The 23,542-nt window shown below is 44.4% G+C and carries 23 protein-coding genes and 1 riboswitch; of the genes, 17 read left to right on the forward strand and 6 right to left on the reverse strand.

The genetic code is table 11. The annotated features are described in order from the left end of the window. Window positions 1-5: 5 nt before the first annotated feature. Window positions 6-608 (reverse strand): 16S rRNA (guanine(966)-N(2))-methyltransferase RsmD, encoded by a 603-nt coding sequence (gene rsmD, locus AB4209_RS09740; protein ID WP_017066764.1) that lies wholly within the window; start codon window positions 606-608, stop codon window positions 6-8. A gap of 230 nt (window positions 609-838) precedes the next feature. On the opposite strand from rsmD, the gene ftsY reads away from it, so the two are divergent. From ftsY to glpG, 6 genes are all read left to right on the forward strand, one after another. After that, on the forward strand, window positions 839-2,095 hold the full coding sequence (ftsY, locus tag AB4209_RS09745; protein WP_372055703.1) for a signal recognition particle-docking protein FtsY: 1,257 nt from the start codon (window positions 839-841) through the stop codon (window positions 2,093-2,095). Between the two features lie 78 nt (window positions 2,096-2,173). Beyond that, window positions 2,174-2,851: a cell division ATP-binding protein FtsE gene (gene ftsE / locus AB4209_RS09750; protein ID WP_004736585.1), complete on the forward strand. Its 678-nt coding sequence runs from the start codon at window positions 2,174-2,176 to the stop codon at window positions 2,849-2,851. Next, a complete protein-coding gene (gene ftsX, locus AB4209_RS09755) occupies window positions 2,838-3,806 on the forward strand; it encodes a permease-like cell division protein FtsX (RefSeq protein WP_372055705.1) in 969 nt (322 codons plus the stop codon). Before ftsE ends, ftsX begins: the two co-directional genes overlap by 14 nt. Before the next feature lie 177 nt (window positions 3,807-3,983). Further along, complete coding sequence (gene rpoH / locus AB4209_RS09760; RefSeq protein ID WP_017055518.1) at window positions 3,984-4,841, forward strand: RNA polymerase sigma factor RpoH; 858 nt, start codon at window positions 3,984-3,986, stop codon at window positions 4,839-4,841. A 440-nt stretch (window positions 4,842-5,281) separates the two neighbouring features. Further along, window positions 5,282-5,602 (forward strand): thiosulfate sulfurtransferase GlpE, encoded by a 321-nt coding sequence (gene glpE, locus AB4209_RS09765; RefSeq protein ID WP_059022259.1) that lies wholly within the window; start codon window positions 5,282-5,284, stop codon window positions 5,600-5,602. Between the two features lie 58 nt (window positions 5,603-5,660). Further along, window positions 5,661-6,503 carry a rhomboid family intramembrane serine protease GlpG gene (glpG, locus tag AB4209_RS09770; RefSeq protein ID WP_017063770.1) on the forward strand — a complete coding sequence of 281 codons (843 nt, stop codon included), beginning with the start codon at window positions 5,661-5,663 and terminating at the stop codon, window positions 6,501-6,503. A gap of 87 nt (window positions 6,504-6,590) precedes the next feature. Here glpG and AB4209_RS09775 read toward each other — a convergent pair whose 3' ends face one another. Continuing rightward, window positions 6,591-6,998 carry a flagellar basal body-associated protein FliL gene (locus AB4209_RS09775; protein ID WP_017063771.1) on the reverse strand — a complete coding sequence of 136 codons (408 nt, stop codon included), beginning with the start codon at window positions 6,996-6,998 and terminating at the stop codon, window positions 6,591-6,593. A 162-nt stretch (window positions 6,999-7,160) separates the two neighbouring features. Between AB4209_RS09775 and AB4209_RS09780 the strand changes: the two genes are divergently transcribed. Both AB4209_RS09780 and ubiA read left to right on the forward strand, forming a co-directional pair. Beyond that, the gene (locus tag AB4209_RS09780) at window positions 7,161-7,703 is read left to right on the forward strand and encodes a chorismate lyase (protein WP_164091128.1); all 543 of its coding nucleotides are present in this window, start codon (window positions 7,161-7,163) and stop codon (window positions 7,701-7,703) included. Continuing rightward, on the forward strand, window positions 7,704-8,558 hold the full coding sequence (gene ubiA / locus AB4209_RS09785; protein WP_017061043.1) for a 4-hydroxybenzoate octaprenyltransferase: 855 nt from the start codon (window positions 7,704-7,706) through the stop codon (window positions 8,556-8,558). Between the two features lie 103 nt (window positions 8,559-8,661). On the opposite strand, the gene plsB is transcribed toward ubiA, so the two are convergent. Beyond that, window positions 8,662-11,085: a glycerol-3-phosphate 1-O-acyltransferase PlsB gene (gene plsB, locus AB4209_RS09790; protein ID WP_372055707.1), complete on the reverse strand. Its 2,424-nt coding sequence runs from the start codon at window positions 11,083-11,085 to the stop codon at window positions 8,662-8,664. Window positions 11,086-11,305: 220 nt separating this feature from the next. Between plsB and AB4209_RS09795 the strand changes: the two genes are divergently transcribed. From AB4209_RS09795 to dinF, 4 genes are all read left to right on the forward strand, one after another. Next, on the forward strand, window positions 11,306-11,668 hold the full coding sequence (locus AB4209_RS09795; protein ID WP_017061045.1) for a diacylglycerol kinase: 363 nt from the start codon (window positions 11,306-11,308) through the stop codon (window positions 11,666-11,668). Between the two features lie 94 nt (window positions 11,669-11,762). Continuing rightward, entirely contained in the window at window positions 11,763-12,383 is a 621-nt protein-coding gene (lexA, locus tag AB4209_RS09800; protein ID WP_019820514.1) for a transcriptional repressor LexA, read from the forward strand. A 97-nt stretch (window positions 12,384-12,480) separates the two neighbouring features. After that, on the forward strand, window positions 12,481-13,359 hold the full coding sequence (locus AB4209_RS09805) for a class I SAM-dependent methyltransferase (RefSeq protein WP_372055709.1): 879 nt from the start codon (window positions 12,481-12,483) through the stop codon (window positions 13,357-13,359). A 117-nt stretch (window positions 13,360-13,476) separates the two neighbouring features. Then, the gene (dinF, locus tag AB4209_RS09810; protein WP_372055711.1) at window positions 13,477-14,832 is read left to right on the forward strand and encodes an MATE family efflux transporter DinF; all 1,356 of its coding nucleotides are present in this window, start codon (window positions 13,477-13,479) and stop codon (window positions 14,830-14,832) included. A 183-nt stretch (window positions 14,833-15,015) separates the two neighbouring features. On the opposite strand, the gene sthA is transcribed toward dinF, so the two are convergent. Next, window positions 15,016-16,416 (reverse strand): Si-specific NAD(P)(+) transhydrogenase, encoded by a 1,401-nt coding sequence (gene sthA, locus AB4209_RS09815; RefSeq protein WP_017061048.1) that lies wholly within the window; start codon window positions 16,414-16,416, stop codon window positions 15,016-15,018. A 327-nt stretch (window positions 16,417-16,743) separates the two neighbouring features. Here sthA and fabR point away from each other — a divergent pair, with 327 nt between their 5' ends. Together fabR and AB4209_RS09825 are read left to right on the forward strand one after the other, a co-directional pair. After that, on the forward strand, window positions 16,744-17,385 hold the full coding sequence (fabR, locus tag AB4209_RS09820; RefSeq protein WP_010438693.1) for an HTH-type transcriptional repressor FabR: 642 nt from the start codon (window positions 16,744-16,746) through the stop codon (window positions 17,383-17,385). After that, the gene (locus AB4209_RS09825; protein ID WP_017061049.1) at window positions 17,385-17,756 is read left to right on the forward strand and encodes a YijD family membrane protein; all 372 of its coding nucleotides are present in this window, start codon (window positions 17,385-17,387) and stop codon (window positions 17,754-17,756) included. The genes fabR and AB4209_RS09825 overlap by 1 nt, the downstream gene beginning before the upstream one ends. An 80-nt stretch (window positions 17,757-17,836) precedes the next feature. On the opposite strand, the gene trmA is transcribed toward AB4209_RS09825, so the two are convergent. Then, complete coding sequence (gene trmA / locus AB4209_RS09830) at window positions 17,837-18,946, reverse strand: tRNA (uridine(54)-C5)-methyltransferase TrmA (protein WP_017061050.1); 1,110 nt, start codon at window positions 18,944-18,946, stop codon at window positions 17,837-17,839. A gap of 154 nt (window positions 18,947-19,100) precedes the next feature. Next, a riboswitch (cobalamin riboswitch) is annotated at window positions 19,101-19,305 on the forward strand. Between the two features lie 39 nt (window positions 19,306-19,344). Here trmA and btuB point away from each other — a divergent pair. From btuB to murI, 3 genes are read left to right on the forward strand one after another with little or no spacing between them, the layout of a single operon-like run. Beyond that, entirely contained in the window at window positions 19,345-21,162 is a 1,818-nt protein-coding gene (gene btuB, locus AB4209_RS09835; protein WP_017070283.1) for a TonB-dependent vitamin B12 receptor, read from the forward strand. A gap of 48 nt (window positions 21,163-21,210) precedes the next feature. Beyond that, window positions 21,211-21,876: an ATPase gene (locus tag AB4209_RS09840; RefSeq protein ID WP_017061052.1), complete on the forward strand. Its 666-nt coding sequence runs from the start codon at window positions 21,211-21,213 to the stop codon at window positions 21,874-21,876. 60 nt (window positions 21,877-21,936) lie between these two features. Next, on the forward strand, window positions 21,937-22,743 hold the full coding sequence (gene murI / locus AB4209_RS09845) for a glutamate racemase (protein WP_372055713.1): 807 nt from the start codon (window positions 21,937-21,939) through the stop codon (window positions 22,741-22,743). On the opposite strand, the gene AB4209_RS09850 is transcribed toward murI, so the two are convergent. Next, complete coding sequence (locus AB4209_RS09850) at window positions 22,706-23,158, reverse strand: RNA-binding protein (protein WP_017061054.1); 453 nt, start codon at window positions 23,156-23,158, stop codon at window positions 22,706-22,708. The two genes, murI and AB4209_RS09850, sit on opposite strands and share 38 nt — an antisense overlap. Between the last annotated feature and the right edge of the window lie 384 nt (window positions 23,159-23,542).

Genomic DNA, 23,542 nt, shown 5'->3' on the forward strand with positions numbered 1-23,542 from the left:
AACTCCTATTCTTCAGTGATTCGATTGAACAGTCGGTAGCTTGACTGTCCGGTGGTCTTGTCGCGATGCAATTCCCAGTTCTCTGGCATAGCTTCGAGTTTCAGTTCTTTCTCTGTCTCGACGTAAATGATGGCATTGTCTGCAAGCCAACCATTACTCTCAAGCAGTTGTACTGTTTCTGCCAGTAAGCCTTGACGAAATGGTGGATCAAGGAAAACCATATCGTAAGGAGTGCCTGGTTTCTTAAGGAAAGAGATAGCATCTGTATTCACGACATTGATGTTGTCTGCCTTGAGCTCTTTCGCGTTATCAGAAAGCTGTTTGGCTGCCTTTTGATTCATTTCGAGCAGTGTCACCATTTTTGCTTGGCGAGAAGCTGCTTCAAAACCTAGACCGCCAGAGCCGGCAAATACATCCAAGCAAGTTGAATGTGGGATATCTTGAGCTACCCAGTTAAAGAGTGTTTCTTTTACTCGGTCAATGGTTGGGCGTAATCCTTCTAAATCATGAACAGGCAGCTTTCTACCTCTCCATGAGCCACTAATAATTCGAACAAAGCCTCCAGATGGCTTTTTTTGTGATGTGTTTTGCTGGCGACGTCTTACCATAGATTTTTTGACCGCTAATAAAGTGATACTATACCGAGCCCAATTTAAGTGGGTTCGTGTATTAAATAAATTTGCAATGACAAAGTGTATCAAGCTAAAAGCAAACTTATCACTGCTTTGTCATTTTTCTTTACTATTCGTTTGTACAAGCTTGTATTGTATAACAATAGCAAAGAGTCGACGTGTATTAAGTCAATACAGCTAATTAGTAGATCTAGGAAACTCCTCTGATGACGGAAAAAAAGAAGCGCGGATTATTATCGTGGCTTGGTTTTGGTGAAGAAGAACAAAGCCCAAAAACTCAGAATGAAGCGAACGTAGAAAGCGTTGAAGATCAAACTGAAGTTGAATCACAAGTTGAGGCTGAACAGGTCACGCTTGAAGCTGAACAATCTAAGCCAACTGAACCTGAGCAAGCGCTTGAAGAAGCTCAACAAGAGCAGCAACCTGTCGCAGCAGAAGCAGAAGCAGAAGCAGAAGCAGAAGCAGAAGCAGAAGCAGAAGCAGAACAGGAAGAAGTGGCGGCTCCTCAAGCTAAGGTTGAAGAAGTTCAAGAGAAGCCAACAGAAAGCTTCTTTGCTCGCCTTAAGCGCAGCCTAAGCCGCACTAAAGCAAACATCGGTGCGGGTTTCTTTGGTCTGTTCAAAGGCAAGCAAATCGATGAAGACCTGTTTGAAGAGCTAGAAGAGCAACTTCTGATCGCTGACGTGGGTATGAATACCACGGTTAAGATCATTGAAAACCTGACAGAAAAAGCATCTCGCAATGACCTAAAAGACGGTGAAGCGCTTTATGGTCTGCTCAAAGAAGAGATGGCAGACATCTTAAGCCAAGTGGAACAGCCACTGGTTGTTGATACCACTAAAACACCTTACGTTATCTTAATGGTGGGTGTGAACGGTGTAGGTAAGACAACTACGATCGGTAAGCTGGCGAAACAATTCCAAAATGAAGGCAAGAAAGTGATGCTAGCTGCGGGTGATACCTTCCGTGCTGCAGCCGTTGAACAGCTTCAGGTTTGGGGTCAGCGTAACGATGTGCCAGTTATCGCTCAACACACTGGTGCGGACAGTGCGTCTGTTATCTACGATGCGATTGAAGCAGCGAAGGCTCGTGGTGTTGATGTTGTGATTGCTGATACAGCCGGTCGTTTGCAGAACAAGAGCAACCTGATGGAAGAGCTACGCAAGATCGTTCGTGTAATGAAGAAGATTGATGACTCTGCGCCACACGAAATCATGCTAACGCTCGATGCAGGTACAGGTCAGAACGCTATCAGCCAAGCGAAGTTGTTCAGTGAAGTGGCTCCAGTTACGGGTATTACACTGACTAAGCTAGATGGTACGGCGAAAGGTGGTGTAATTTTCTCAATTGCTGACCAGTTCCAGATTCCAATCCGCTACATTGGTGTGGGTGAAGGTATTGATGACCTGCGTCCATTTGAATCTAAAGACTTCATTGAAGCACTATTTAGCCGCGAAGAGTAACGCGAGTAGCAAAGTGGTTTATCCTTAATCTGCTACCGTTTTTAAATTTGATATTAGTGATCGTAAGAGGAATTTTCGGTGATCAAATTTCAGCAAGTGAGTAAAGCCTACCGAGGTGGAAGACAAGCGCTCCAAAAAGTGGACTTTCACCTGAAACGTGGAGAGATGGCTTTTTTGGGTGGGCACTCTGGGGCTGGTAAAAGTACCTTGCTGAAGTTGATCTGCGCGATAGAGCGTCCAACTGATGGACGTGTCTGGTTCAACGATCACGATATCACTCGTATCCCAGCCAAAGACATTCCTTTCTTACGCCGTAATATTGGGATTGTTTTTCAAGACCATCGCCTGCTGATGGACCGTTCGATTTTCGATAACGTCGCTCTGCCTATGCGTATTGAATCTATTTCTGAAAACGAAATAAAACGCCGAGTCAGTGCTGCGTTGGATAAAACCGGTTTATTAGATAAAGCCCGTTGTTTGCCAAGCCAACTTTCTGGTGGTGAACAACAACGCGTGGGTATTGCTCGCGCCGTGGTTAACCGTCCAACTCTACTTTTAGCCGATGAGCCTACCGGTAATCTAGACCCTGAATTATCTAACCGTGTGTTGCGATTATTTGAAGAATTCAACCGCGCAGGTGTGACGATCATCCTAGCGACGCATGATATCGGGTTAGTGAACACTCGCCCTCAGTACCGCCATCTTGAATTAAACCAAGGGTTTTTGAGTGAGGTTGAAGACTATGGCCGCGAATAAGCGCATCAAAAAACCTCAATCTAATCGAGCAGCAAACCGCGCTTCAAGCGACGGCTTCTTTGTTGTTCACTGGAAACAAGCCAAGTCATCGTTCTCGCAAATGTGGCAGCGCCCGTTAGGCAACTTACTGACCCTTGCGGTGATCTCTATGGCGTTGGCGATGCCAGCTTGTTTGTACCTATTAGGTAAAAATGTAGGGGAAGTGGCGCAAGATGTCACTAGCCCGTCACAAATAAGTGCTTATGTAGAGGATGGTATTCCTGAGCCACGAGTAATGGTGCTTAAGGATGAAATCGAAAGTTGGGATCAAGTTGAGCTGGTGGAGTACATTTCTCCGCAGCAAGGGCTTGCAGACCTCAGCCAGTATTCTGGTTTTGAAGACGCCTTAACCATCCTCGACGATTATTCACTGCCAGGTGTGCTGGTGATTACGCCAAGCGTGCACAGCGATACCCTAATCAAAGAACTGGCAGGCACAGTTAAACAACAAGAATTAGTCACCGATGTTCGCCTAGACGAAGATTGGTTAGCGCGATTAGATGCGATCAAAGCATTAGCGGCTGTCATCGTGATTACCTTAACGGTATTGATGTTGGGCGCGGTATTTCTGATTATCGGCAATACACTACGATTTAATGTGTTGGCACATAAAGAAGAGATTCAAACCATGAAGCTGATTGGTGCGACCGACAGCTACATTCTTCGACCATACCTTTATGCTGGGATGTGGTTTGGCGTTTTAGGTTCGATTAGCGCTTGGGTAATGACGGCATTGATTACCGTATTGCTGAACAGCGCGGTGGATGACTTGGCTCAGCTATACGACAGCCACTTCCGTTTAATTGGCCTGAATTGGGATGAATCTTTACTGCTTTTGATCGTCGGAACTCTGCTTGGTAGTGTGGCTGCAAAGCTTTCTGCACAGCGTCACCTAAAAGAAATTGAACCAGTTTAGGTGAATAGAGTCATATTTAGACGAAAAATAGGCACTTCTTAACCAGTTTTTGCCTTGTATAGACGAATTGATTATGCATAATTACTTCCCCCTCCTTGAAACCTGTTCATTTTAGGTTCAAGATTGTAGGGTTTTAATAGATGTATTACTCCAGATCAGAGATTGATGAGGAACCGAATGGCAAACCAAGCGTATCAAATGGCTTTAGTCACACAAGATAGTTTAGATAGCTATATCCGCTCAGCGAACAGCTACCCTATGCTGACTCCTGAAGAGGAACGTGGACTTGCAGAGCGATTACATTACAAAGGTGAGATCGACGCTGCGAAAGGCTTGATCCTTTCCCACCTAAGATTCGTGGTGCACGTTGCAAGAGGCTACTCTGGCTACGGGCTACCAATGGCTGATCTCGTCCAAGAAGGTAACATCGGCTTGATGAAGGCTGTTAAGCGCTTCAATCCAGAAGTTGGTGTTCGTCTCGTCTCGTTTGCTGTTCACTGGATCAAAGCTGAAATCCATGAATACGTTCTACGTAACTGGCGTATCGTTAAAATTGCGACCACTAAGGCACAGCGTAAACTGTTCTTTAACCTTCGTAAGTCTAAAAAGCGTTTGGGTTGGTTCAATAACGGTGAAGTTGAGACGGTTGCTCGTGAACTGGGTGTTGAGCCTTCAGAAGTTCGTGAGATGGAATCTCGCTTAGCAGCACAAGATGCGACGTTTGAAGCGCCTATGGACGATGACGATGGCGGTTCTGCTTACACTGCTCCAGTTTACTACCTAGAAGACAAGGCGTCAGACGTTGCTGAGACGGTTGAAGCGGCTAACTGGGAGTCACACACCAATAATCGCCTAGGGCTAGCACTAGCAAGCTTAGACGAGCGTAGCCAACACATTGTTCGCTCACGTTGGTTAGACGACAACAAGGCAACCCTGCAAGACTTAGCGGATACCTACAGTATCTCAGCTGAGCGTGTTCGCCAGTTAGAAAAGAATGCGATGAAGAAATTGAAACAAGCCGTTGGTGATTTCTAATAGCATCTAGTTTCTATTAGCTTCTACTTTCTAGTAGAGCTAACAAATAGCTGAATTTTGAAAAGGCCGAGATCGAGAGATCTCGGCCTTTTTGTTTTGGATCGATTTCTCAACTTTTGCGATCGAAATTTGCAAAATGATTTTGTGGATAACTCTGTGAGAAGTTTATTCGTCAGCTATCTAAAAGCAGTGTGTAGTAAGGCTTTGACGGGGTTTTTCGAGTGGGGATATGTTTCAGTTAACCCACAGTTAGATCAGGATCATTACTACATGTTGTGGATCTATTTTTGAAAAGACACTTTATTCACGCAATTCACAGATTTATCCACAAATGGTGTAAAAGTGATCGCTGGTGGATAACCTTATTAAGTGGATGTGAATGTTAGCCTTGGGATAGGTTACAATGGCAGCAAAGTAAATCAGTATAAAAAGAGAAAGTCATGGACCAGTTTAAACATATCGATGTTAAAGGCGCTCAAGCCCTCATCGAACAAGGCGAAGCTCGACTTGTCGATATACGTGACCCGCAGTCTTTTGCGGTTGCCCACCCAAAAACAGCCTACCACCTGACTAACGATACGATGGTGTCATTGATGGATGAGGTTGAGTTCGAACAACCTATCTTAGTGATGTGCTACCACGGCATCAGTAGCCAAGGTGCGGCACAATATTTAGTGAACCAAGGCTTTGAAGAGGTATATAGTGTTGATGGTGGTTTCGAAGCTTGGCATCGTGCTGAACTTCCAGTGATCGCAGGTTAATGACTTTCATCACCTGAACCGCCTCAAGCATCCCTCATAGAATGAATAGGAAGTAACAATGATTAGATTGATGGTGTTAGACAATCCACGTCTTGCTCAAGCATTTATTGATTATATGGCCTCTCGTCAGATCCCTATTCAGATGTCTCCAGAGGGAGAAGGGCGTTTTGCTCTTTGGCTTCTTGATGGCCAATTTCAGGTTGAAACCGAAGCTGAGCTGAATCGTTTTCTGGCTGAGCCCAATCATAAGCGCTATCAAGCTGCATCTTGGGACATGGCAGAGACCAGAAAGAGCAACTTCCATTACCACACGCCAAGCTTCATGGGCATGATCAAAGCCAAAGCAGGCCCAGTGACACTAAGCCTGATGTTGGTGTGTGTGGTGATTTTTGCGCTGCAACAGATCGGTTTTGGCCAAGCTATTTTCAATGCCCTACATTTCCCAGCGGTGGATGGACAGCAATGGCAGCTGTGGCGTTGGTTGAGTCATGCCGTTCTACATTTCTCTGTTATGCACATCGCATTTAATATTTTGTGGTGGTGGCAGCTAGGTGGAGACATTGAGAAGAAACTTGGCAGCCTCAAGCTACTTCAGATCTTTGCTGTCTCTTCTGCGCTTTCAGGTGCTGGGCAGTATTGGGTTGAAGGGGCGAACTTCGGTGGTTTGTCTGGTGTTGTGTATGCCTTGGTTGGTTACTTATGGGTGGTTGGTGCGAAGGCGCCACAACTTGGTTTAGGTATCCCAAGACAGATTGTCGGCTTTATGTTGGTGTGGTTGGTGCTTGGGTACATGCAGCCATTTATGGCTATCGCCAATACGGCGCATTTAGCTGGTCTAGCCGCTGGTGTGATTATTGGCTTTATCGATGCGATGAAAGCACCAAGCTCGGCAAGAAGCTAATTCATATCTTCTAATGAGTAGCCAAACGATAGAGACAAAAAAAGCGGCCAGATGAGCCGCTTTTTTATTGGGATTCGTTTTACATCATTACTGATAAAGGTATTTGGTAAACAGTAAGTCAGCAATCAGGGTTTTACCTGTCTCTGGAAGCAAAATCTTGTTGAGGTGTTCAACTAAGGATTTTCTTAAGTCTTCACGGCCAGATAGAGATTTAATGGTTTCTTCGTTTTGTTTGCCAAGCAATTCAATCACCGCATCGCGAATCAGTGGTTGGTGATGCTCAATAGCGGCCAAGTCGCTACTATTTGCCACCATGATGTCGAGGCGAACCTGAATGTAGCCCAGTTTTTTACCTTTAGTGTAAAAATTGGTGGTCAGGTCTGGCTCTAGCGTGAAGTAGGCGAGTTTAGCTGCCGACTCCTCTTCCGCGAAACTTGATGCTGAAAAGAGTAGGGTAATCGCAAGAAATATTTGGGCTACATAACGTTTGTGCATATTTGTGACTTTTCTTTAGTTTATTCGCGATATTCGAAACGCATTAGTCTTGTTACAATGAGCGGTCTAAATCTAAATACGTTTACAATTCGAAGAACGCTTTAATTTTGTTCGAAAGTTGAAGCTTTATTGTACGTGTAAAGTCACCTATTGAATACTAGTATGAATCAGCCAATATCGCTGTATCTTAATTCGTTAATGAATGTAGATTGGCAAAGTACAGAAACATTTGATTTTCCTAATGAAACCACCAAAGAGTGGCTGATGGAGCAAGGTTCTCTTTCCCGCAAGTTGGGGAAGTGCTGTCAGCACCTGTCTGTTGAGTTGCTTCATAATCAAGTTGTAGAACGCTCAATGCTGCAACAAGACGAGGAACATCTTTTATCATCGTTTGATTGCTTACTGCGTAAAGTGATTTTAAAGGGTGATGACGAACCGTGGGTGTTAGGTCGAACCTTGATTCCCCGAGTCACATTAGAAGATCATCAGCACTCAGACCTTTCTCAACAAGGTAATGTCCCGCTTGGATTGACCGTTTTCAGTGCTGAGAACGTGGAGCGAGATGCGCTGCAAGTCGGTTGGGTTATCGCAGGCGATGAGCGATTACTCGCGCGTCGTTCTCGATTATGGATGAACCATAAACCGATGCTTGTGGCAGAACTGTTTTTACCAACATCACCCATTTACTCTAAGGAGAGTGTGTAAATGCTTGCCACCAAAGCGAAGGCGTATTGGCAATTAACGCGAATGAATCGCCCGATTGGTACCCTATTACTCCTTTGGCCGACCTTGTGGTCACTGATTATCGCCGCACAAGGTATGCCTGATTTTGATGTCTTGGTTGTTTTTGTACTCGGCGTGGTGTTGATGCGTTCAGCTGGCTGTGTGATCAATGACTTTGCGGACCGTAAAGTAGATGGTCATGTTAAACGTACCAAGCAGCGTCCATTACCCTCAGGTTTGGTTTCCAGTAAGGAAGCGATTCTGCTCTTTTTAGTGCTAGCCGTAGTTTCATTCTTGCTGGTACTCACCATGAATCCACTGACCATTAAGCTCTCATTTATTGGTGTGGGTCTGGCGTTCATTTACCCTTTCATGAAGCGTTTTACGCATCTTCCACAGTTGTTTCTTGGCTTAGCGTTTAGTTGGGCGATACCAATGGCTTGGGCGGCACAAACCAATGAACTGCCAAGCATTGTGTGGTTTGTCTTCGTGATTAACGCGTTGTGGACGATTGCTTACGACACGCAATATGCGATGGTTGACCGAGATGATGACTTGAAGATTGGTATTAAATCGACGGCTATTTTATTTGGTCGCTTCGATAAACTGATTGTTGGCTCTTTGCAACTCGTCACCCTAGCGATGCTGATTGCGTTAGGCATGCATTACCAACTAGGAGATACCTTCTATTGGGCACTGTTGGTAGCGGGAAGCTTATTTGTGTATCAACAACACCTGATGCGCCACCGTGATCGAGACCTTTGTTTCCAAGCCTTTCTAAACAACAACTATGTTGGAATGGCAGTGACAGCGGGCTTGTTCATTACCTTCTGGTAAGCATCCGCTTTTCGAGTTAACGAATGCTAAAGAAAAAGGCACCCATTGGGTGCCTTTTTTGATCGCGTTTGGCCTCGCTATTCAAGAGACACCAAGCTGATGATTACTCCGCTTGGTGGATACTCTCTTGAATCGTCAAACGTACTTCAGGGTAAAGCATTGAGTAGAGAAGCTTAGCGAATTGCTGAGTCTTGTCTAAATCACAGTTACCATCGTTATCCAGATATTGCTGTTGTTTCAGAGTTGCGAACATCGACGCAAACACGCCTTTATCGAAGAACTCTGGTGCATTGATGCCTTGCAGACGACCAAGTCGCTGTGCAATGTCTTGGCTCTTCTGTTCAAGATCGGATTTATCCAGATCAGGGTTCTCTGCTAACAGGTTCAAAGCAATAGAGTAGCGTTGTAGCGTTTCTGAAATCGTACGACCTAACAGCATCAGTGCTTGGCTGTTTGATTGGTTGATGGTGACTTCATTATCAGAAACCACAAGCATACCTTGGTTAACCAGCTCTTCAATGATGTTAGAAACCACGCCTTCAAGCTTGTCTTCGTCGTAGCTTAGGAACAGCTCTTTCTTCAAGAACGGGTAGATAGCAGCAACGTTCTCTTGGATCGCGTCAATTGATAAACCGCGTTGACGAATAGTCATCTGTGCAATTAACGATGGCAGAGCAAACAAGTGAATGATGTTGTTTCGGTAGTAGGTCATCAGAATTGACTGGTGACGGTCTAGCGAAATGATGTCGCCCATTGAGTCTGATTCAATCAAGAACTTGTTCAGTGATTCAGCATGTTTTACTAAATCTTCAGCGCTGTCTTTTGGCACAGTGAACGTTGCCGAATATGGAACATTCTTAAGCAGAGACAGGTAGCAATTAATCTGAGAAACCAAAGAGTCACGAGACAATGCGCGCTGTCTTGAAGCCAATAGTGCCGTTGCACAAAGGGTCAGGGCATTGGTCGCTGCCGCATCGTTAATGTGCGTCATCATTTTGGTCGCCAAGTCATTAACCACCGGGTTCATCCATTGTGGTTTGCTAGTGCCCATTGGGTCGATGTCTTTGGTCCACTCAGGTGAGTGTTCATTCAGGTATTGGTTCAGTTGAATTGGCTCACCGAAGTTCACGTAGCCTTTACCAAAGTTACGCAGCTTACGAATGGTACGAATCACTAAGCTCGCGTTTTCTTTCTCTTTACGCTTACCACGAAGTTCTTTTGCGTAAGTCGCCACTTCCATCACGTGCTCGTAGCCGATGTACACAGGAACCAAAGTCACCGGGCGATTCATGCCGCGCAGCATCGCTTGAATAGTCATCGCCAACATGCCGGTCTTCGCTTGCAATAAACGACCTGTACGAGAACGCCCACCTTCACTGAAGTACTCTACTGAGTAACCTTTAGCGAACAACTCCGCTAGGTATTCACGGAAAATCGTCGAGTACAGCTTGTTGCCTTTGAAGCTACGGCGAATAAAGAACGCACCACCATGACGGAAAATAGGACCGGCAGGGAAGAAGTTCAGGTTGATACCCGCAGCGATGTGCGGCGGCACCATGCCTTCATGATAAAGCACATAAGAAAGCAGTAAGTAGTCCATGTGGCTACGGTGACAAGGCACGTAAACAATCTCGTGACCATCTTGAGCCAACTTACGAACCGTTGAAGCGTTGCTGATATGCAGGCCTTGGTACAACTTATTCCACAGCCAACCAAGAATCTTCTCACCACGCTTGATCAGCGAGTAAGAGAAGTTCGCAGCAATCTCGTCCATAATGTCTTGAGCTTCTTTGCTCGCTTTCTCGATCGAGATGTTCTTTGCTTGTGCTTCGTCTTCAATCGCTTTTTTGATCGCTTCTGATTTTAACAGGCGATCAAACAGAGCTTGGCGGCTTGGCAGGTTAGGGCCTGATGCTGCAAGCTTTTGGCGAGAGAAGTGAATACGTGCCACGCGCGCCAGTTTGTGCGCGATGGTGCTGTCGGTGCCGTGTGAGTTGGCCATGTAACGCAGAGAAACCACAGGACTAAAGCGAACCAAGCAGTCACGACCGGCTAGCAATACCGCTTTTGATTTCTCTAAGCCGTTCATTGCCTGTAGGTAAGGCTTCTGGTTATTCTCTTTACCAGGTTTGCGCCCCCACAAAACGGTAGCAGGGATAACTTGAACATCGAGTTCAGAGTCGTCGGCGTGCAGTGAAAGCAATTCAGAGAACACTTCAATTGAAGAGCTTGGTACATAATTATCGTCTTGCAGCAGAGTTTTGCGAGAAGAGATGAAAACGTAGCGTTGCAGTGATTTGCCGTTGATTTCAAGCTTGCTCAACGGATCAGGTAGGCCTAATTCAAGTGCATGTTTTTGCAATGTAAGAATGTCGACACTTGAGCGAAACGGTAAGGCGTATACAATCGGTTTGCTCAAATCAATGTTCAAATCCTCAACAGGGTTTGAAGGAATTGATGTGCCCTTTACCAATACGGATAAAGGTAGCTTCATTAATGAACGTGAAAAAGATTGTCCAGAAGACATATAGGTTCACTGCCTCAATAGTTATTTCAATGTGCTGAAGCGTATCTCTATTTCTCTGATAAAAAGGATAAATCCTATGAGTGAAATAGGGATAAGCCTAGGCGTAAATTTAATCGATGCAAGAATACCAGAAACTGGTCTAACCTTTTAATGGAAATAGTCATATTGCCGTTAAGTTTGTGGAAAATCATTCATCGACTGATTGAGTATAGGGTTAAAAATGACCAAAAAATCAAACACCGGATTCAAACGCATCATCAAAGCAGCAGGCTTTTCATGGCAAGGCATTACGAGTTCGTTTAAAAATGAGGCTGCATTTCGACAGGAAGTGTTCATGGCGGTCGTGCTTATTCCGTTGGCATTTTACCTAGATGTAAGCCAAGTTGAACGAATCTTAATGATCTCATCGGTGGTATTGGTGATGGTTGTCGAGCTAATCAATACCGCGATTGAAGCGGTTGTCGACCGAATCGGCAGTGAACATCATGAGCTTTCTGGGATGGCTAAAGATGTCGGTTCGGCAGCAGTTTTCATCTGTTTGGCACTCGCAGGTTATGTGTGGCTAGAGATCCTGTTTTTGTAATTTGCTAAAAATGAACTAAAAACAACCAATTGCTTTGCTTTTGTTCAGTTACTGGATATACTCACAGTCAACTGTATAAAAAGACAGGTGAATCATGAAGCCGTTAACGCCCCGCCAACAACAAGTCTTTGACCTTATCAAAGGTAAGATCGAAGATTCCGGTATGCCACCGACACGTGCAGAAATCGCGCGTGAACTAGGCTTCCGTTCTGCTAATGCTGCAGAAGAACATTTGAAAGCTCTTGCTCGTAAAGAAGCGATTGAGATTATCCCGGGTGCGTCTCGCGGTATTCGTATTTTGCTTGAAGATGCAGCAAACGAAGAGCAAGGTTTACCATTAATCGGTCAGGTTGCCGCTGGTGAGCCTATCTTGGCTCAAGAGCATGTAGAAATGCATTACCAAGTTGATCCAGGCATGTTTAAACCACAAGCTGACTTCTTACTTCGTGTAAATGGCGAAAGTATGAAAGACATCGGTATTATGGATGGTGATTTATTAGCTGTTCATAAAACACAAGATGTACGCGATGGTCAGGTTGTAGTGGCTCGTGTCGATGATGATGTAACGGTAAAACGCCTAGAACGTAAAGGTTCAACGGTTCTGTTACATGCTGAAAATGAAGAGTTTTCTCCAATCCATGTCGATCTAGAATCTCAACACTTGTCTATTGAAGGGCTTGCGGTTGGTATTATTCGCAACACCGACTGGATGTAGTCAGTACAAACAGCTTATTGATATTTATTCTCAATAACTTGTCATTGTAATTGATATTCATTATCATCTTCTTTGTCGAGATACAAGGAAGATGATGATGCCAAACCCAACCAAACCTCAAATGAAGCCGCTTACTCGTAAGCCGCGCTCCTCTGTTCAAAAGGCTTCTTCTGAACAAGGGTCTGTACATCAAGAATTACAAGTTCCGACCAACCTCGTTCAACATCTTTGGTTTCGTAGTCGTGAAAGCCTAGCCGATGATGGTCTCGTTTATGACCCCATCGCAGCTCAAGCCTGCAAGCGTTGCCAGCTCGCACCTGAATGTCTTACTGGCGAGCTAGACCAACAACAACTTCTCTACGCAACACTGACTCAACTTTGTGACTCTCAAGTTCAGCAATTTCTATCTCACAACCCAGATGCTTGGATCATCAATGTTGGAGCAGGGCTCGATACCCGCTTCTACCGTTTAGATAATGGACGCTGCCATTGGGTTGAGCTGGATGTCACGGAAAACCTTGTGTGGCGCCAACGTCTGTTCCACAAAAATGAACGCTATCGTTTGGAGTGTGGTTCTGTCGATGACCTGACTTGGTTGGATGAACTCAATATTCCAGAACAAGCCTCGGTGATGGTGGTGTGTGAACATGCTCTGCTGGATTGCAATGAACAGCAGACGGCGAACTTCATTCAGTCTTTGAGTCGCTACTTTACTCATGCACATGCGTGTTTAGTCTTAGCTGGAGATAAAAGCTCAAGTACGTTGGGGCAAAAACTTGGTTCAGGAAAGTATGCGCATGGCCTATCTTCTCCAATAGACAGTGTTCTCAATTGGTTGCCATGGGCACAATGGGTAAAAGCGTTTTCTCCACTAGACCAAAAATGCAACCGTTGGAAATTGTGGCAGCGACTTCTTTGTAAGATCTCTCAGGTCAAAAAGCGTTTAACGCCGCAGTTAGTGCTCGTTAAGTGGTAATCCTAGGTGTTTTGTATTTCGAGTAACTGAGTACATAGCCGGTATAAGTAAAATTCCACAACATAGTGAAAGCCCACCCACTAGGTTAAACTATCGCCTCTAATCTAAGAGGTGATCGTGAAGTTATTTAATCCCCAAACTATTTTTCAAACGCTATCCAATCAGGCGATGCATAAAAAAGTGCTGTTGCTCGCGATCCCGATGGTTCTCTCTAATATTACTGTTCCACTGTTGGGCTTAGTCGATGCGGCGGTTATCGGTCACCTAGAGCACTCTTGGTATTTAGGTGGTGTGGCGCTGGGCGGCACAATGATCAGCGTGACCTTTTGGTTGCTTGGTTTCCTGCGTATGTCGACAACAGGGCTAGCTGCACAATCTTATGGTGCGAATGATGGCAAGCAACTAGGCTTAGTTTTTGTGCAAGGCGTGACCATGGCCTTAGGGTTTGCTGGTGTCTTTTTACTTTTACACAGTTTAGTCGCCGATTTAGTTTTCTCATTGAGTAGCGCCAGTGATCAAGTTAAGCACTATGGTCAGCAATATTTCTCAATCCGCGCTTGGAGTGCACCTGCCGCGCTGACTAACTTTGTGATTCTAGGTTGGCTGCTCGGGACTCAAAACGCCAAAGCGCCAATGTGGATGGTGATCATCACCAATATCACCAATATCGTTTTGGATATCGTTTTTGTTATCGGCTTAGGGTGGCAAGTGGAAGGTGCTGCATTGGCATCTGTAATGGCTGATTATGCCGGTCTAACATTTGGCCTAATTTGTGTTTACCGAATCTGGGCGAAGAAGCAGTTACCATCGACATGGGATCTGCTTAAGAAAACCAGCCAAGGTTTGAGTCGTTTCGTGAAATTGAATCGCGATATCTTTCTTCGTTCATTATGCCTACAAGCGACTTTCACTTTCATGACCTTCCAAGGTGCAAGCTTTGGCGATGATGTTGTTGCGGCCAATGCCGTGTTGATGAGTTTCTTGATGATCATCTCTTATGGGATGGATGGCTTTGCCTACGCAATGGAAGCGATGGTCGGTAAGGCGATAGGCGCGAAAGACAAAGATGAGCTGAACCAGTCATTGATTGGAACTTTCTTCTGGAGCTTCAATATTTGTTTGGTACTGACCATAGTGTTCGCACTCGTTGGCTCGAGCTTAATCAATATGATCACCACAATCCCAGACGTGAAGAGTCAAGCCGAGGTGTATTTACCGTGGTTAATCGCAATGCCATTGGTGTCTATGTGGTGCTTCTTGTTGGATGGTATTTTTGTTGGAGCAACTAAGGGCAAGGATATGCGCAATAGTATGTTTGTTGCGACCTGCAGTTTCTTCGCGATTTTCTATTTAGCATCAGGTTTAGAGAACCATGCACTGTGGTTAGCGATGCTGAGCTTTATGGCAATGCGCGGAATTGGTCTTGGTGTGTTGTTTGTTTCTCAGTGGAAGAAAGGGGAGTTTCTCGCTTAGCTCGAGGGCTCTGTTTGTGGAGAGTAAATGAGGCTGTACAGGTAAAGGGGTATTTAGAACATCATGATCTAATTACTATCAATACTCTAACATTCAATATCTTAAATAAAAACAGCAAGCGCATGGCTTGCTGTTTTATGCATTTGGCCTATGGGTGGTCAAATACTCCTATTGGTTCTATATCTAGAATAAACGGTTAAGCCCGTTGAGTGCTGCAACACGATAAGCTTCCGCCATCGTTGGATAGTTAAAGGTCGTATTCACAAAGTACTCGATGGTATTTGCTTCACCTTTCTGCTCCATGATCGCTTGTCCGATATGGATGATTTCAGCGGCACGCTCACCAAACACGTGGATACCTAAAATCTCTTTGGTTTCGCGATGGAACAGGATCTTCAAGCTACCAATATCTTTACCCGCAATTTGAGCACGAGCTAGGTGTTTGAAAGAAGAACGTCCTACTTCATACGGTACTTTAGCTGCGGTAAGTTCTTGCTCGGTTTTACCAACAGAGCTGATCTCCGGAATGGTGTAGATGCCGGTTGGAATGTCTTCGATAAGGTGGCGTTCAGCTTCACCCTTCACAATTGCCTGAGCCACAAATCGACCTTGGTCATAAGCCGCGCTTGCTAGGCTAGGGTAGCCAATCACATCACCGACAGCGTAAACATGGTCAACATTGGTTTGGTAATTGGTATTTACTGAGACTTGCCCACGCGAGTCCGCTTCTAAGCCAACAGCACCAAGGTTCAGTTTATCGGTATTACCCGTTCGGCCATTGGCATACAGTAGGCAATCAGCGCGCATCTTTTTACCTGACTCTAGGTGAATGATCACGCCATCATCAGTGCCTTCAATTTTCTCAAAGGTTTCATCGTTGCGAATCACGACACCGCTGTTCCAGAAGTGATAAGAAAGTGCATCTGAGGTTTCATTGTCTAGGAATGACAACAGACGGTCACGAGTATTGATAAGATCGGTTTTTACACCCAAACCGCGGAAAATCGACGCGTATTCACAACCAATAACGCCAGCACCATAGATGATGATGTGTTGCGGGTCGTGTTTAAGAGAAAGAATCGAGTCACTGTCGTAGATACGTTCATGCAGGAAGTCGACGTTATCTGGTTGGTAAGGGCGAGAGCCTGTCGCGATAACAAATTTGTCTGCACTGTAATGTTCTTCAGTGCCATCGCTTTGCATTACCGAGACAGTGTTGGTATCGATAAAACGTGCAGTACCAAAGACCAACGTGCACTGGTTGCGGTCGTAGAAGCCTTGGCGTAATCGAGTCTGCTTGTCGATAACCGATTTGGCATGCCCCAAAATGTTAGAAAACGTTGAGTGTATGCTTTTGTTGTTCTGACAAAACAGCGGATTACTGTTGAATTCGATAATACGACTTACGGCATGACGCAGTGCCTTTGAAGGAATGGTTCCCCAGTGAGTACAACCACCACCAACGCTGCTCTCTTTCTCAATGATTGCAACGTTCAACCCGGCTTTGGTTAATCCCATCGCTGCCCCTTCTCCTCCGGGGCCACTACCAATTACGATTACATCAAAGTGGTTGGAGTGCGGCATAGATATCTTCCTTGTTATATTTGAGTAACATTGCTTTAGCGAGATTTTAACTGATTCTGTTCTTGGGTACATGAAAAGGGCATCAGAGAGTCGGTGGGATCACGCAGTGTTATCGAAAAAATAATATTTGGTATGTCGTATGTCTCCAAATGACAGTGTGGATATTGAAATTTTTTCTTCGAACGTATTTACTTCGGTACGTGAACAAAGAGGTATGTTTAGTGTCTTATATAACCAGAGTGCCTTATATAAATAAGTGATTCGCGTTATATTGAATAGAGTATTAGACATGCCTGTTTAGGCTGTAAAAGAAGAAATTGATAAAGTATGAAACCAATGGGCATTCGCGCACAGCAAAAAGAAAAAACTCGTCGCAGCTTAATCGATGCAGCATTTAGCCAACTCAGCGCCGATCGTAGTTTTTCCAATCTAAGCTTGAGAGAAGTCGCTCGTGAGGCTGGAATAGCACCGACTTCCTTTTATCGTCACTTCAAAGACATGGATGAGCTTGGCTTAACCATGGTTGATGAAGGTGGCTTACTGCTGCGCCAGTTAATGCGTCAAGCTAGGCAACGCATAGTAAAAGAAGGCAGTGTGATTCGTACATCGGTTGAAACCTTTATGGAATTCATTGAAAGCAGCCCTAACGTATTCAGACTGTTATTGCGAGAGCGCTCAGGAACTTCATTTGAGTTTCGTGCAGCGGTAGCTCGTGAGATACAGCACTTCTCTGCTGAGTTAACCGAATATTTGATAACGACTGGCATGACACGAGACGAAGCTTTTACTCAAGCTGAAGCCTCCGTTATCTTGGTCTTCAACTCAGGGGCAGAAGCATTAGATTTAGATCGACGTCAGCGAGATGAACTGGCTGAACGCTTGATCATGCAATTGCGAATGATGGCCAAAGGGGCTTTTTGGTATCGTAAAGAACGTGAACGTAACCGATTAAAAGGCGGGATTGAATAATGTCGAATGAAAATAATACTGTAAACCGTGGTTCAGAAAGAAAGACACTCGTACTTGCTGTTATTGCCGGTGTGTGTGGTGATGCTCTGTTATCTTGGGTAACAATGAGCGAAGTGGGCTTCTCTATTTTCCCACTGATTGCTTTAGTCTTGGCTGTACAAGCACTTTACCAAGAGTACCTAACTAACCCAGTATCTGAAGATATTCCACTAGTAGGTTTGGCTTGTTTCTTTGTAGGTGCATTTGGCCACTCGGCTTTTGTGAAGGCACAACACCCTGATGCTGGCTCAAACTTCTTTGCGATTATTGTCGCGATGTTGCTTCTTGCATGGGTAGGTAAGAAACTCGGCTTTATCGGCAAAACTGCTTAAGCTGATTTAGAAATTAAAAAAACGAGCCAATGGGCTCGTTTTTTTGTATCTGCTGTTTGGCTTAGACCTGAAAGCGATACTTACGCTTTACGCTCTAGGAATACGCCAGCTTCCATGTGGTGCGTGTAAGGGAACTGGTCAAACAGAGCAAAACGAGTGATGTCGTGCGTTTCGCTTAGGATGTCTAGGTTCTCTTTCAATGTTTCAGGGTTACAAGAGATGTACATGATACGCTCGTAGCCTTGAACCATCTTACAAGTATCAACATCCATACCTGAACGCGGTGGATCAACAAAGATAGTGTTGCAGTTGTAGCTCTTAAGATCGATGTTCGCTTGCTGTAGACGACGGAACTCACGCTTGCCTTCCATTGCTACAGTAAAATCTTCTGCAGACATACGGATGATCTGAACATTTTCAATGTTGTTCGCAGCGATGTTGTATTGCGCAGATTCTACTGACGGTTTCGCCAGTTCAGTTGCCAGTACACGCTCGAAGTTTTGTGCTAGCGCTAATGAGAAGTTACCGTTACCACAGTAAAGCTCAAGTAAGTCGCCTTTGCTGTCTTGAGTACAATCGACAGCCCATTCCAACATTTTCTCTGCCACTTTGCCGTTGGGTTGAGTAAAGCTGTTCTCTACTTGTTGGTAGATGTAGCTATCACCATTCACATCTAGCTTTTCAATTACGTAGTCGCGGTCCAGTACGATTTTCATCTTACGCGCACGGCCAATCAGGTTTAGGTTAAAACCTTCATCGTTTAATTGCTGCTTAAGTGCTTTAGCATCTTGAATCCACTGTTCACCTAATTGACGGTGGTAAAGCAATGACACCAAAATTTCGCCGCTTAACGTAGAAAGGAAGTCTACTTGGAATAGCTTGTGGCGCAGAGAGTGGTTGTCCTTCATTGCATCTGTTAATAGAGGCATTAGGTCATTGATAAGACGGCTAGCTGCAGGGAACTGGTCTACGCGGTATTTTTCTTTAGTCTCTTGATTGAACATGACGTAATACATATCGTCACCTTCATGCCACACGCGGAACTCAGCACGCATGCGGTAGTGTTGTTCTGGAGATTCATACACTTCCAGTTCAGGCACATCATATTCTGAGAACATTTCTGTAAGACGCTCTGTCTTTTCTGCCAGTTGTTCTTGGTAGCGTTGCGGGTTTACATCTAAATTCGCCATGGTTATGCCTTTTGCTGTCGTGCTTTTAAATCAAGAGCGCAGATTTTATTCAATCACAGGCGCTTGTCCAGTGTTGAGCGCCATTCAATGTAAATCGACCATGAAAACTATAGCTTATAACTATCTTAGACTAGACAAATGATTCAGAGGTCAATACTATCTCCGGCAAGCTGGTGCCATTTAGATGTATAGATGGCTGAAGAGGGAATCTGGTGTGAATCCAGAACTGACGCGCAGCGGTAAAAGAGAACGAGTATTCATCAGACACTGCAAATAGCTTTTTGTGGGAAGTCGAATATCAGGTAACCATAAGGTTGTGCTCTTGAGTCCGAATACCTGCCAGCGGCTAAACCATGACATGTGGTTTGGTAGGACTTTACGCGATTTAGGATCACAACATGAACAAATCCCTTTTAGCGGTTGCTGTAGCATCGCTGCTTTCACCTATCTCCAATTTACACGCCCAACAAGCATCTGCCGACGAAACCATGGTGGTTACGGCTAACCGTTTTGAGCAAAGCACGGAAAGTGTTGTCGCTCAAGTTGAAGTAGTAACACGCCAAGATATCGATCGAATTCAAGCTAAGTCTCTAACAGATGTGTTTAGACGATTGACGGGTATTCAGGTTTCACAAAATGGAGGCCGAGGACAGCAAGCCTCGATCTTTGTTCGTGGTGCTAACTCTGATCAAGTGCTTGTTCTCATTGATGGTATTCGTTTTGCGCGAGCTGCAAAGGGTGGTGTCGATTTTAGCCAGTTACCAATTACATTCGTTGACCGAGTGGAATACGTTCGAGGAGCTCGTGCCGCTATGTATGGCTCAGAAGCTATCGGCGGTGTTATCAACATTATTACTGTTGCAAACTCTGACAATGAAAAAACGGCAGTTAGTGCAGGTTTAGGAAGCTTAGATTACCAAGAGCTGAGCTTTGTTAGTGGTACTAAGGTCGGTGAAAATGGTCACTTGAACGTATCTGTTGGTTACGATTCCGATGAGGGATACAACGTTCATCCATTACCAGGTGTTAATGATGGTGATCGCCATGGTTTTGAATCACGCAATGCTCTAATTGGTTATGTTCATAATTTTGATCAGCAATGGAGTGGCTTCGCGAATTTCCGTATGTTTGAAACCATTTCTCAGTACGATGGTTCATTTGGTACAGACCATTCTTACAAAGAAGCTGAAGTTCAAAATTCGACCTTTGCTACTGGTGTTAAATATAGTGGCAGTGAACTTAAGTCTGATTTCTTAGTTAACTATCAGAATCAAGATAACTGGAACTACGAACAGTCTTTAGGCAAGAACTCAGCGTCAGCAACATCTGATGAGCTTGAACAGCTAAATGTTCAATGGGTGAATTCATACAAACTAACGTCGTCACTGACTCTTAGTGGTGGTGTAGATTGGCGTGATGAGGCTTATATTGTTAAGCCTTCGAATACTGAATACGACAGAACGAATGTTGCGTACTTCGCTGCATTAAACGCAGATGCGGATAAAGTGTTCGGAGAACTGAGTCTTCGTGTTGATGACAATGAGCAGTTTGGTACAGAAACTACTTACAACACAGGGTTAGGCTATCGTTATGCTGAGTGGCTTGTTGTAAAAGCAGCTTATGGCACATCCTTCAAAGCACCTAACTTGTATCAACTATATAGCTACTACGGTAATGCACAGTTAGAAGCTGAAAAGGCAGATTCATTTGAACTGACTTTTGGTGGCTTAATCAAGGATGTTGATTGGTCGATTACTGGCTATGACACGAACGTCGAAGACTTAATTGATTACAACTACGCGACAAGTAAGTACTACAATACCGATGGCGAAAGCCAATTACGTGGTGTGGAAATGGTCGTTGGATTTGATACTAGCTTTATTAACCACCAAGTGAGCGCTAATTTCCAAGACCCAGAAGATCAATCTGGTGAGCAACTGATACGCCGAGCTAAGAAGATTTACAAGTATAATGCAGTGGCTAGTTTCGATGATGTTGATGTTTCATTAGGTTTCCAATATGTAGGTGAGAGACCGGACTTCTCTGAAGATCTCGCAGCGTATAGCTTGTTTGATGTTTCAGTGAACTACTATGCGAATGAAAACCTTACTTTAAATGGTCGAGTGGATAACTTAACTGACGAAGAGTACGAGACTGCTGGTGGATACCCATCACCAGAGCGTACATATTACGTGAATGCTACTTACCAATTCTAATTATCACCTAAACCGCCTTCGGGCGGTTTTTTCTTATTGGGTATATCAATGAAAAAGAAAGTCGTCATAAGTTGGTCGTCAGGCAAAGACTCTACATTAACCCTAGAACGTCTACTTGAAAGCACCGAGTATGAAGTTGTTGCTCTCTATACTACGTATGTTGGTGATGAGGTTCCTTTCCAAGTCACGTCAATCGAGGTTGTCGGAATGCAGGCAACATTGTTCGGCTTGCCATTAATAACGATTGAGCTGCCGGAAGTCTTCCCAAGTAACGAGATCTATCAAAGTACGATTGTTACGGCGCTTAAAGGATCGGGTTTATCTATTGATGCCGTGGCATTCGGCGATATGTTTTGCAATGGTATTGCTGACTACCGAAGAAGTTATATAGAACCTGCGGGCTGGGAGTGTGTATTTCCTCTACTGGGAGAGAGTAGCCAAACTCTGGCTCAAGAAATCATAAATAGAGGAATCGAAACCTTTCTCGTCACAGTTGATAGCGATGCATTAGACATGAGCTATTGCGGGAAAGAATACACGCCTGAACTAATAGACAGTTTGCCAAGTCACGTCGACCCTTGTGGAGAAGATGGTGAGTTCCATACCTTAGTCACGTCAGCGCCATGCTTTAAAGGTAAGCTTAAGATAGAGCTAGAAAATGTAGAGCAGGGTGAGCGCTTTGGGCATCAACGCTACCGAGCTTGCATTATGTAGAGTGATGATTGGCGAAAACTAGGTGAAGGGGTATCATTGCTGCGGAACTTATTACAGGTAATGGTTGTGTCGGAAAGCATACAAAAAAACATATTGGTCTTTGATTCTGGAGTTGGCGGTCTGTCTGTATATAAAGAGATAAGCCAGTTACTACCCAATCACAACTATATCTATGTATTCGATAACGAGGCTTACCCTTATGGTGAGCTCGATCAGCAAGTCCTCATTCAGCGAGTCCAAAGTATCGTCGCCAGTTTTGTGGCGAGTCACGCTATTGATATCGTGGTGATAGCTTGTAATACGGCCAGTACGATAGTCCTGCCGACACTTCGCGCTAATAACCTTATCCCTATTGTCGGCGTAGTCCCGGCAATCAAACCTGCTTCGTTACTGGCTAATAAAGCGGTTGGCCTTATTGCGACTCCCGCGACGATTACTCGTGAATACACACACGAGCTCATCAAAAACTTCTCGAGTAATAAAAGAGTAGAGCTGTTGGGTTCTACTCGGCTGGTGGATATGGCCGAAGATAAAATCAGAGGCGAGGAGATTAGCCTTGAAGAGTTACAGCAAATCCTTCAGCCGATGATCAACACAATTGATGTGGCTGTATTAGGATGTACTCATTTCCCATTGATCAAATCAGAGATTCAACAAGTACTAGGTGAAAGTGTAGTGCTGATAGATTCTGGTAAAGCGATAGCTAAGCGGGTTCAAGATTTGTTGGGTTTGGAAAGCGTTAATAAAGAAGGGGGAGTACGTGAAGTTTTTTGTAGTGCACTTCCTAAAAAAGAAAGTGCACTAAATAGTATGTTAAAGCAGTTAGGGTTTAGCTCAGTTCAGATTCGTCCGCTTCAGGATGTTTAGGATCATTTGCAACACGTACTTTTAAAGTGCGTTGCATGTAATCTTTATCGTTAAGTGCAGAGATTGCATGATTCACATCATTACTTGCCATAACAACAAATCCAAAGCCTCTTCTTTTACCAGTACGTTTGTCTTTCATTAAACGTACTGCAAATACTTCACCATGCTCTGAGAATAATTCACGTACATGTGATTCGTTCGCTTTGTATGGAAGGTTACCCACATAAAGTGTTTTGGTTGAAGCCTTAGGTTCTGAATCTGATTTTGAGTCGGTGCTTGAAAAGTTAACAACAAAAGCGGAAGCCAAGACACCAAGGATAAAGGTAATTGCAGGCGATATATCTACCTGAGAGAAAACAATGCCGCCTAATACAGCCAGTGCGACAATTAACAACATCGATTTTTTTGAGTTCATATCGGAATACTACATATTAATAAACGAAATAGACGCATCTACCATTAACAAAATAGACACATGAATCTTACGTTCATGGCTTCCATTTTTCCAATGTATTGCTGTGATACGTCTCAAATGTTTAGTTTTTATTCGAAAAATGCGGATCTGGTGGCTTTTTAGGCGAACAAAACTTTTATTTCAAAAAGCCCTTGTGCTCCATCTCAATCTCTCTATAATGCCGCCTCACCGACACGGAGTGAGACGAAAGTCACACAGCGAAATCGGTAGAGAAAAAGAGTTTGAAAATAACCCTTGACTCTCAAAGTGGTGCAGGTATAGTACGCACCCCTAGCGACTGAGATGTGAATCACAAAACGCTAGCGCTCTTTAACAATTTAAACC

Source organism: Vibrio sp. 10N.286.48.C11 (assembly GCF_041469805.1).
GTDB lineage: Bacteria > Pseudomonadota > Gammaproteobacteria > Enterobacterales > Vibrionaceae > Vibrio > Vibrio crassostreae_C.

Excerpts from the sequence above, each read along its gene's own strand:
- rsmD (WP_017066764.1), bottom strand. The coding sequence starts at position 608 with ATGGTAAGACGTCGCCAGCAAAACACATCACAAAAAAAGCCATCTGGA.
- ftsY (WP_372055703.1), top strand. The coding sequence starts at position 839 with ATGACGGAAAAAAAGAAGCGCGGATTATTATCGTGGCTTGGTTTTGGT.
- ftsX (WP_372055705.1), top strand. The coding sequence starts at position 2,838 with ATGGCCGCGAATAAGCGCATCAAAAAACCTCAATCTAATCGAGCAGCA.
- rpoH (WP_017055518.1), top strand. The coding sequence starts at position 3,984 with ATGGCAAACCAAGCGTATCAAATGGCTTTAGTCACACAAGATAGTTTA.
- glpE (WP_059022259.1), top strand. The coding sequence starts at position 5,282 with ATGGACCAGTTTAAACATATCGATGTTAAAGGCGCTCAAGCCCTCATC.
- glpG (WP_017063770.1), top strand. The coding sequence starts at position 5,661 with ATGATTAGATTGATGGTGTTAGACAATCCACGTCTTGCTCAAGCATTT.
- AB4209_RS09775 (WP_017063771.1), bottom strand. The coding sequence starts at position 6,998 with ATGCACAAACGTTATGTAGCCCAAATATTTCTTGCGATTACCCTACTC.
- AB4209_RS09780 (WP_164091128.1), top strand. The coding sequence starts at position 7,161 with ATGAATCAGCCAATATCGCTGTATCTTAATTCGTTAATGAATGTAGAT.
- ubiA (WP_017061043.1), top strand. The coding sequence starts at position 7,704 with ATGCTTGCCACCAAAGCGAAGGCGTATTGGCAATTAACGCGAATGAAT.
- plsB (WP_372055707.1), bottom strand. The coding sequence starts at position 11,085 with ATGTCTTCTGGACAATCTTTTTCACGTTCATTAATGAAGCTACCTTTA.
- AB4209_RS09795 (WP_017061045.1), top strand. The coding sequence starts at position 11,306 with ATGACCAAAAAATCAAACACCGGATTCAAACGCATCATCAAAGCAGCA.
- lexA (WP_019820514.1), top strand. The coding sequence starts at position 11,763 with ATGAAGCCGTTAACGCCCCGCCAACAACAAGTCTTTGACCTTATCAAA.
- AB4209_RS09805 (WP_372055709.1), top strand. The coding sequence starts at position 12,481 with ATGCCAAACCCAACCAAACCTCAAATGAAGCCGCTTACTCGTAAGCCG.
- sthA (WP_017061048.1), bottom strand. The coding sequence starts at position 16,416 with ATGCCGCACTCCAACCACTTTGATGTAATCGTAATTGGTAGTGGCCCC.
- fabR (WP_010438693.1), top strand. The coding sequence starts at position 16,744 with ATGAAACCAATGGGCATTCGCGCACAGCAAAAAGAAAAAACTCGTCGC.
- AB4209_RS09825 (WP_017061049.1), top strand. The coding sequence starts at position 17,385 with ATGTCGAATGAAAATAATACTGTAAACCGTGGTTCAGAAAGAAAGACA.
- trmA (WP_017061050.1), bottom strand. The coding sequence starts at position 18,946 with ATGGCGAATTTAGATGTAAACCCGCAACGCTACCAAGAACAACTGGCA.
- btuB (WP_017070283.1), top strand. The coding sequence starts at position 19,345 with ATGAACAAATCCCTTTTAGCGGTTGCTGTAGCATCGCTGCTTTCACCT.
- AB4209_RS09840 (WP_017061052.1), top strand. The coding sequence starts at position 21,211 with ATGAAAAAGAAAGTCGTCATAAGTTGGTCGTCAGGCAAAGACTCTACA.
- murI (WP_372055713.1), top strand. The coding sequence starts at position 21,937 with ATGGTTGTGTCGGAAAGCATACAAAAAAACATATTGGTCTTTGATTCT.
- AB4209_RS09850 (WP_017061054.1), bottom strand. The coding sequence starts at position 23,158 with ATGAACTCAAAAAAATCGATGTTGTTAATTGTCGCACTGGCTGTATTA.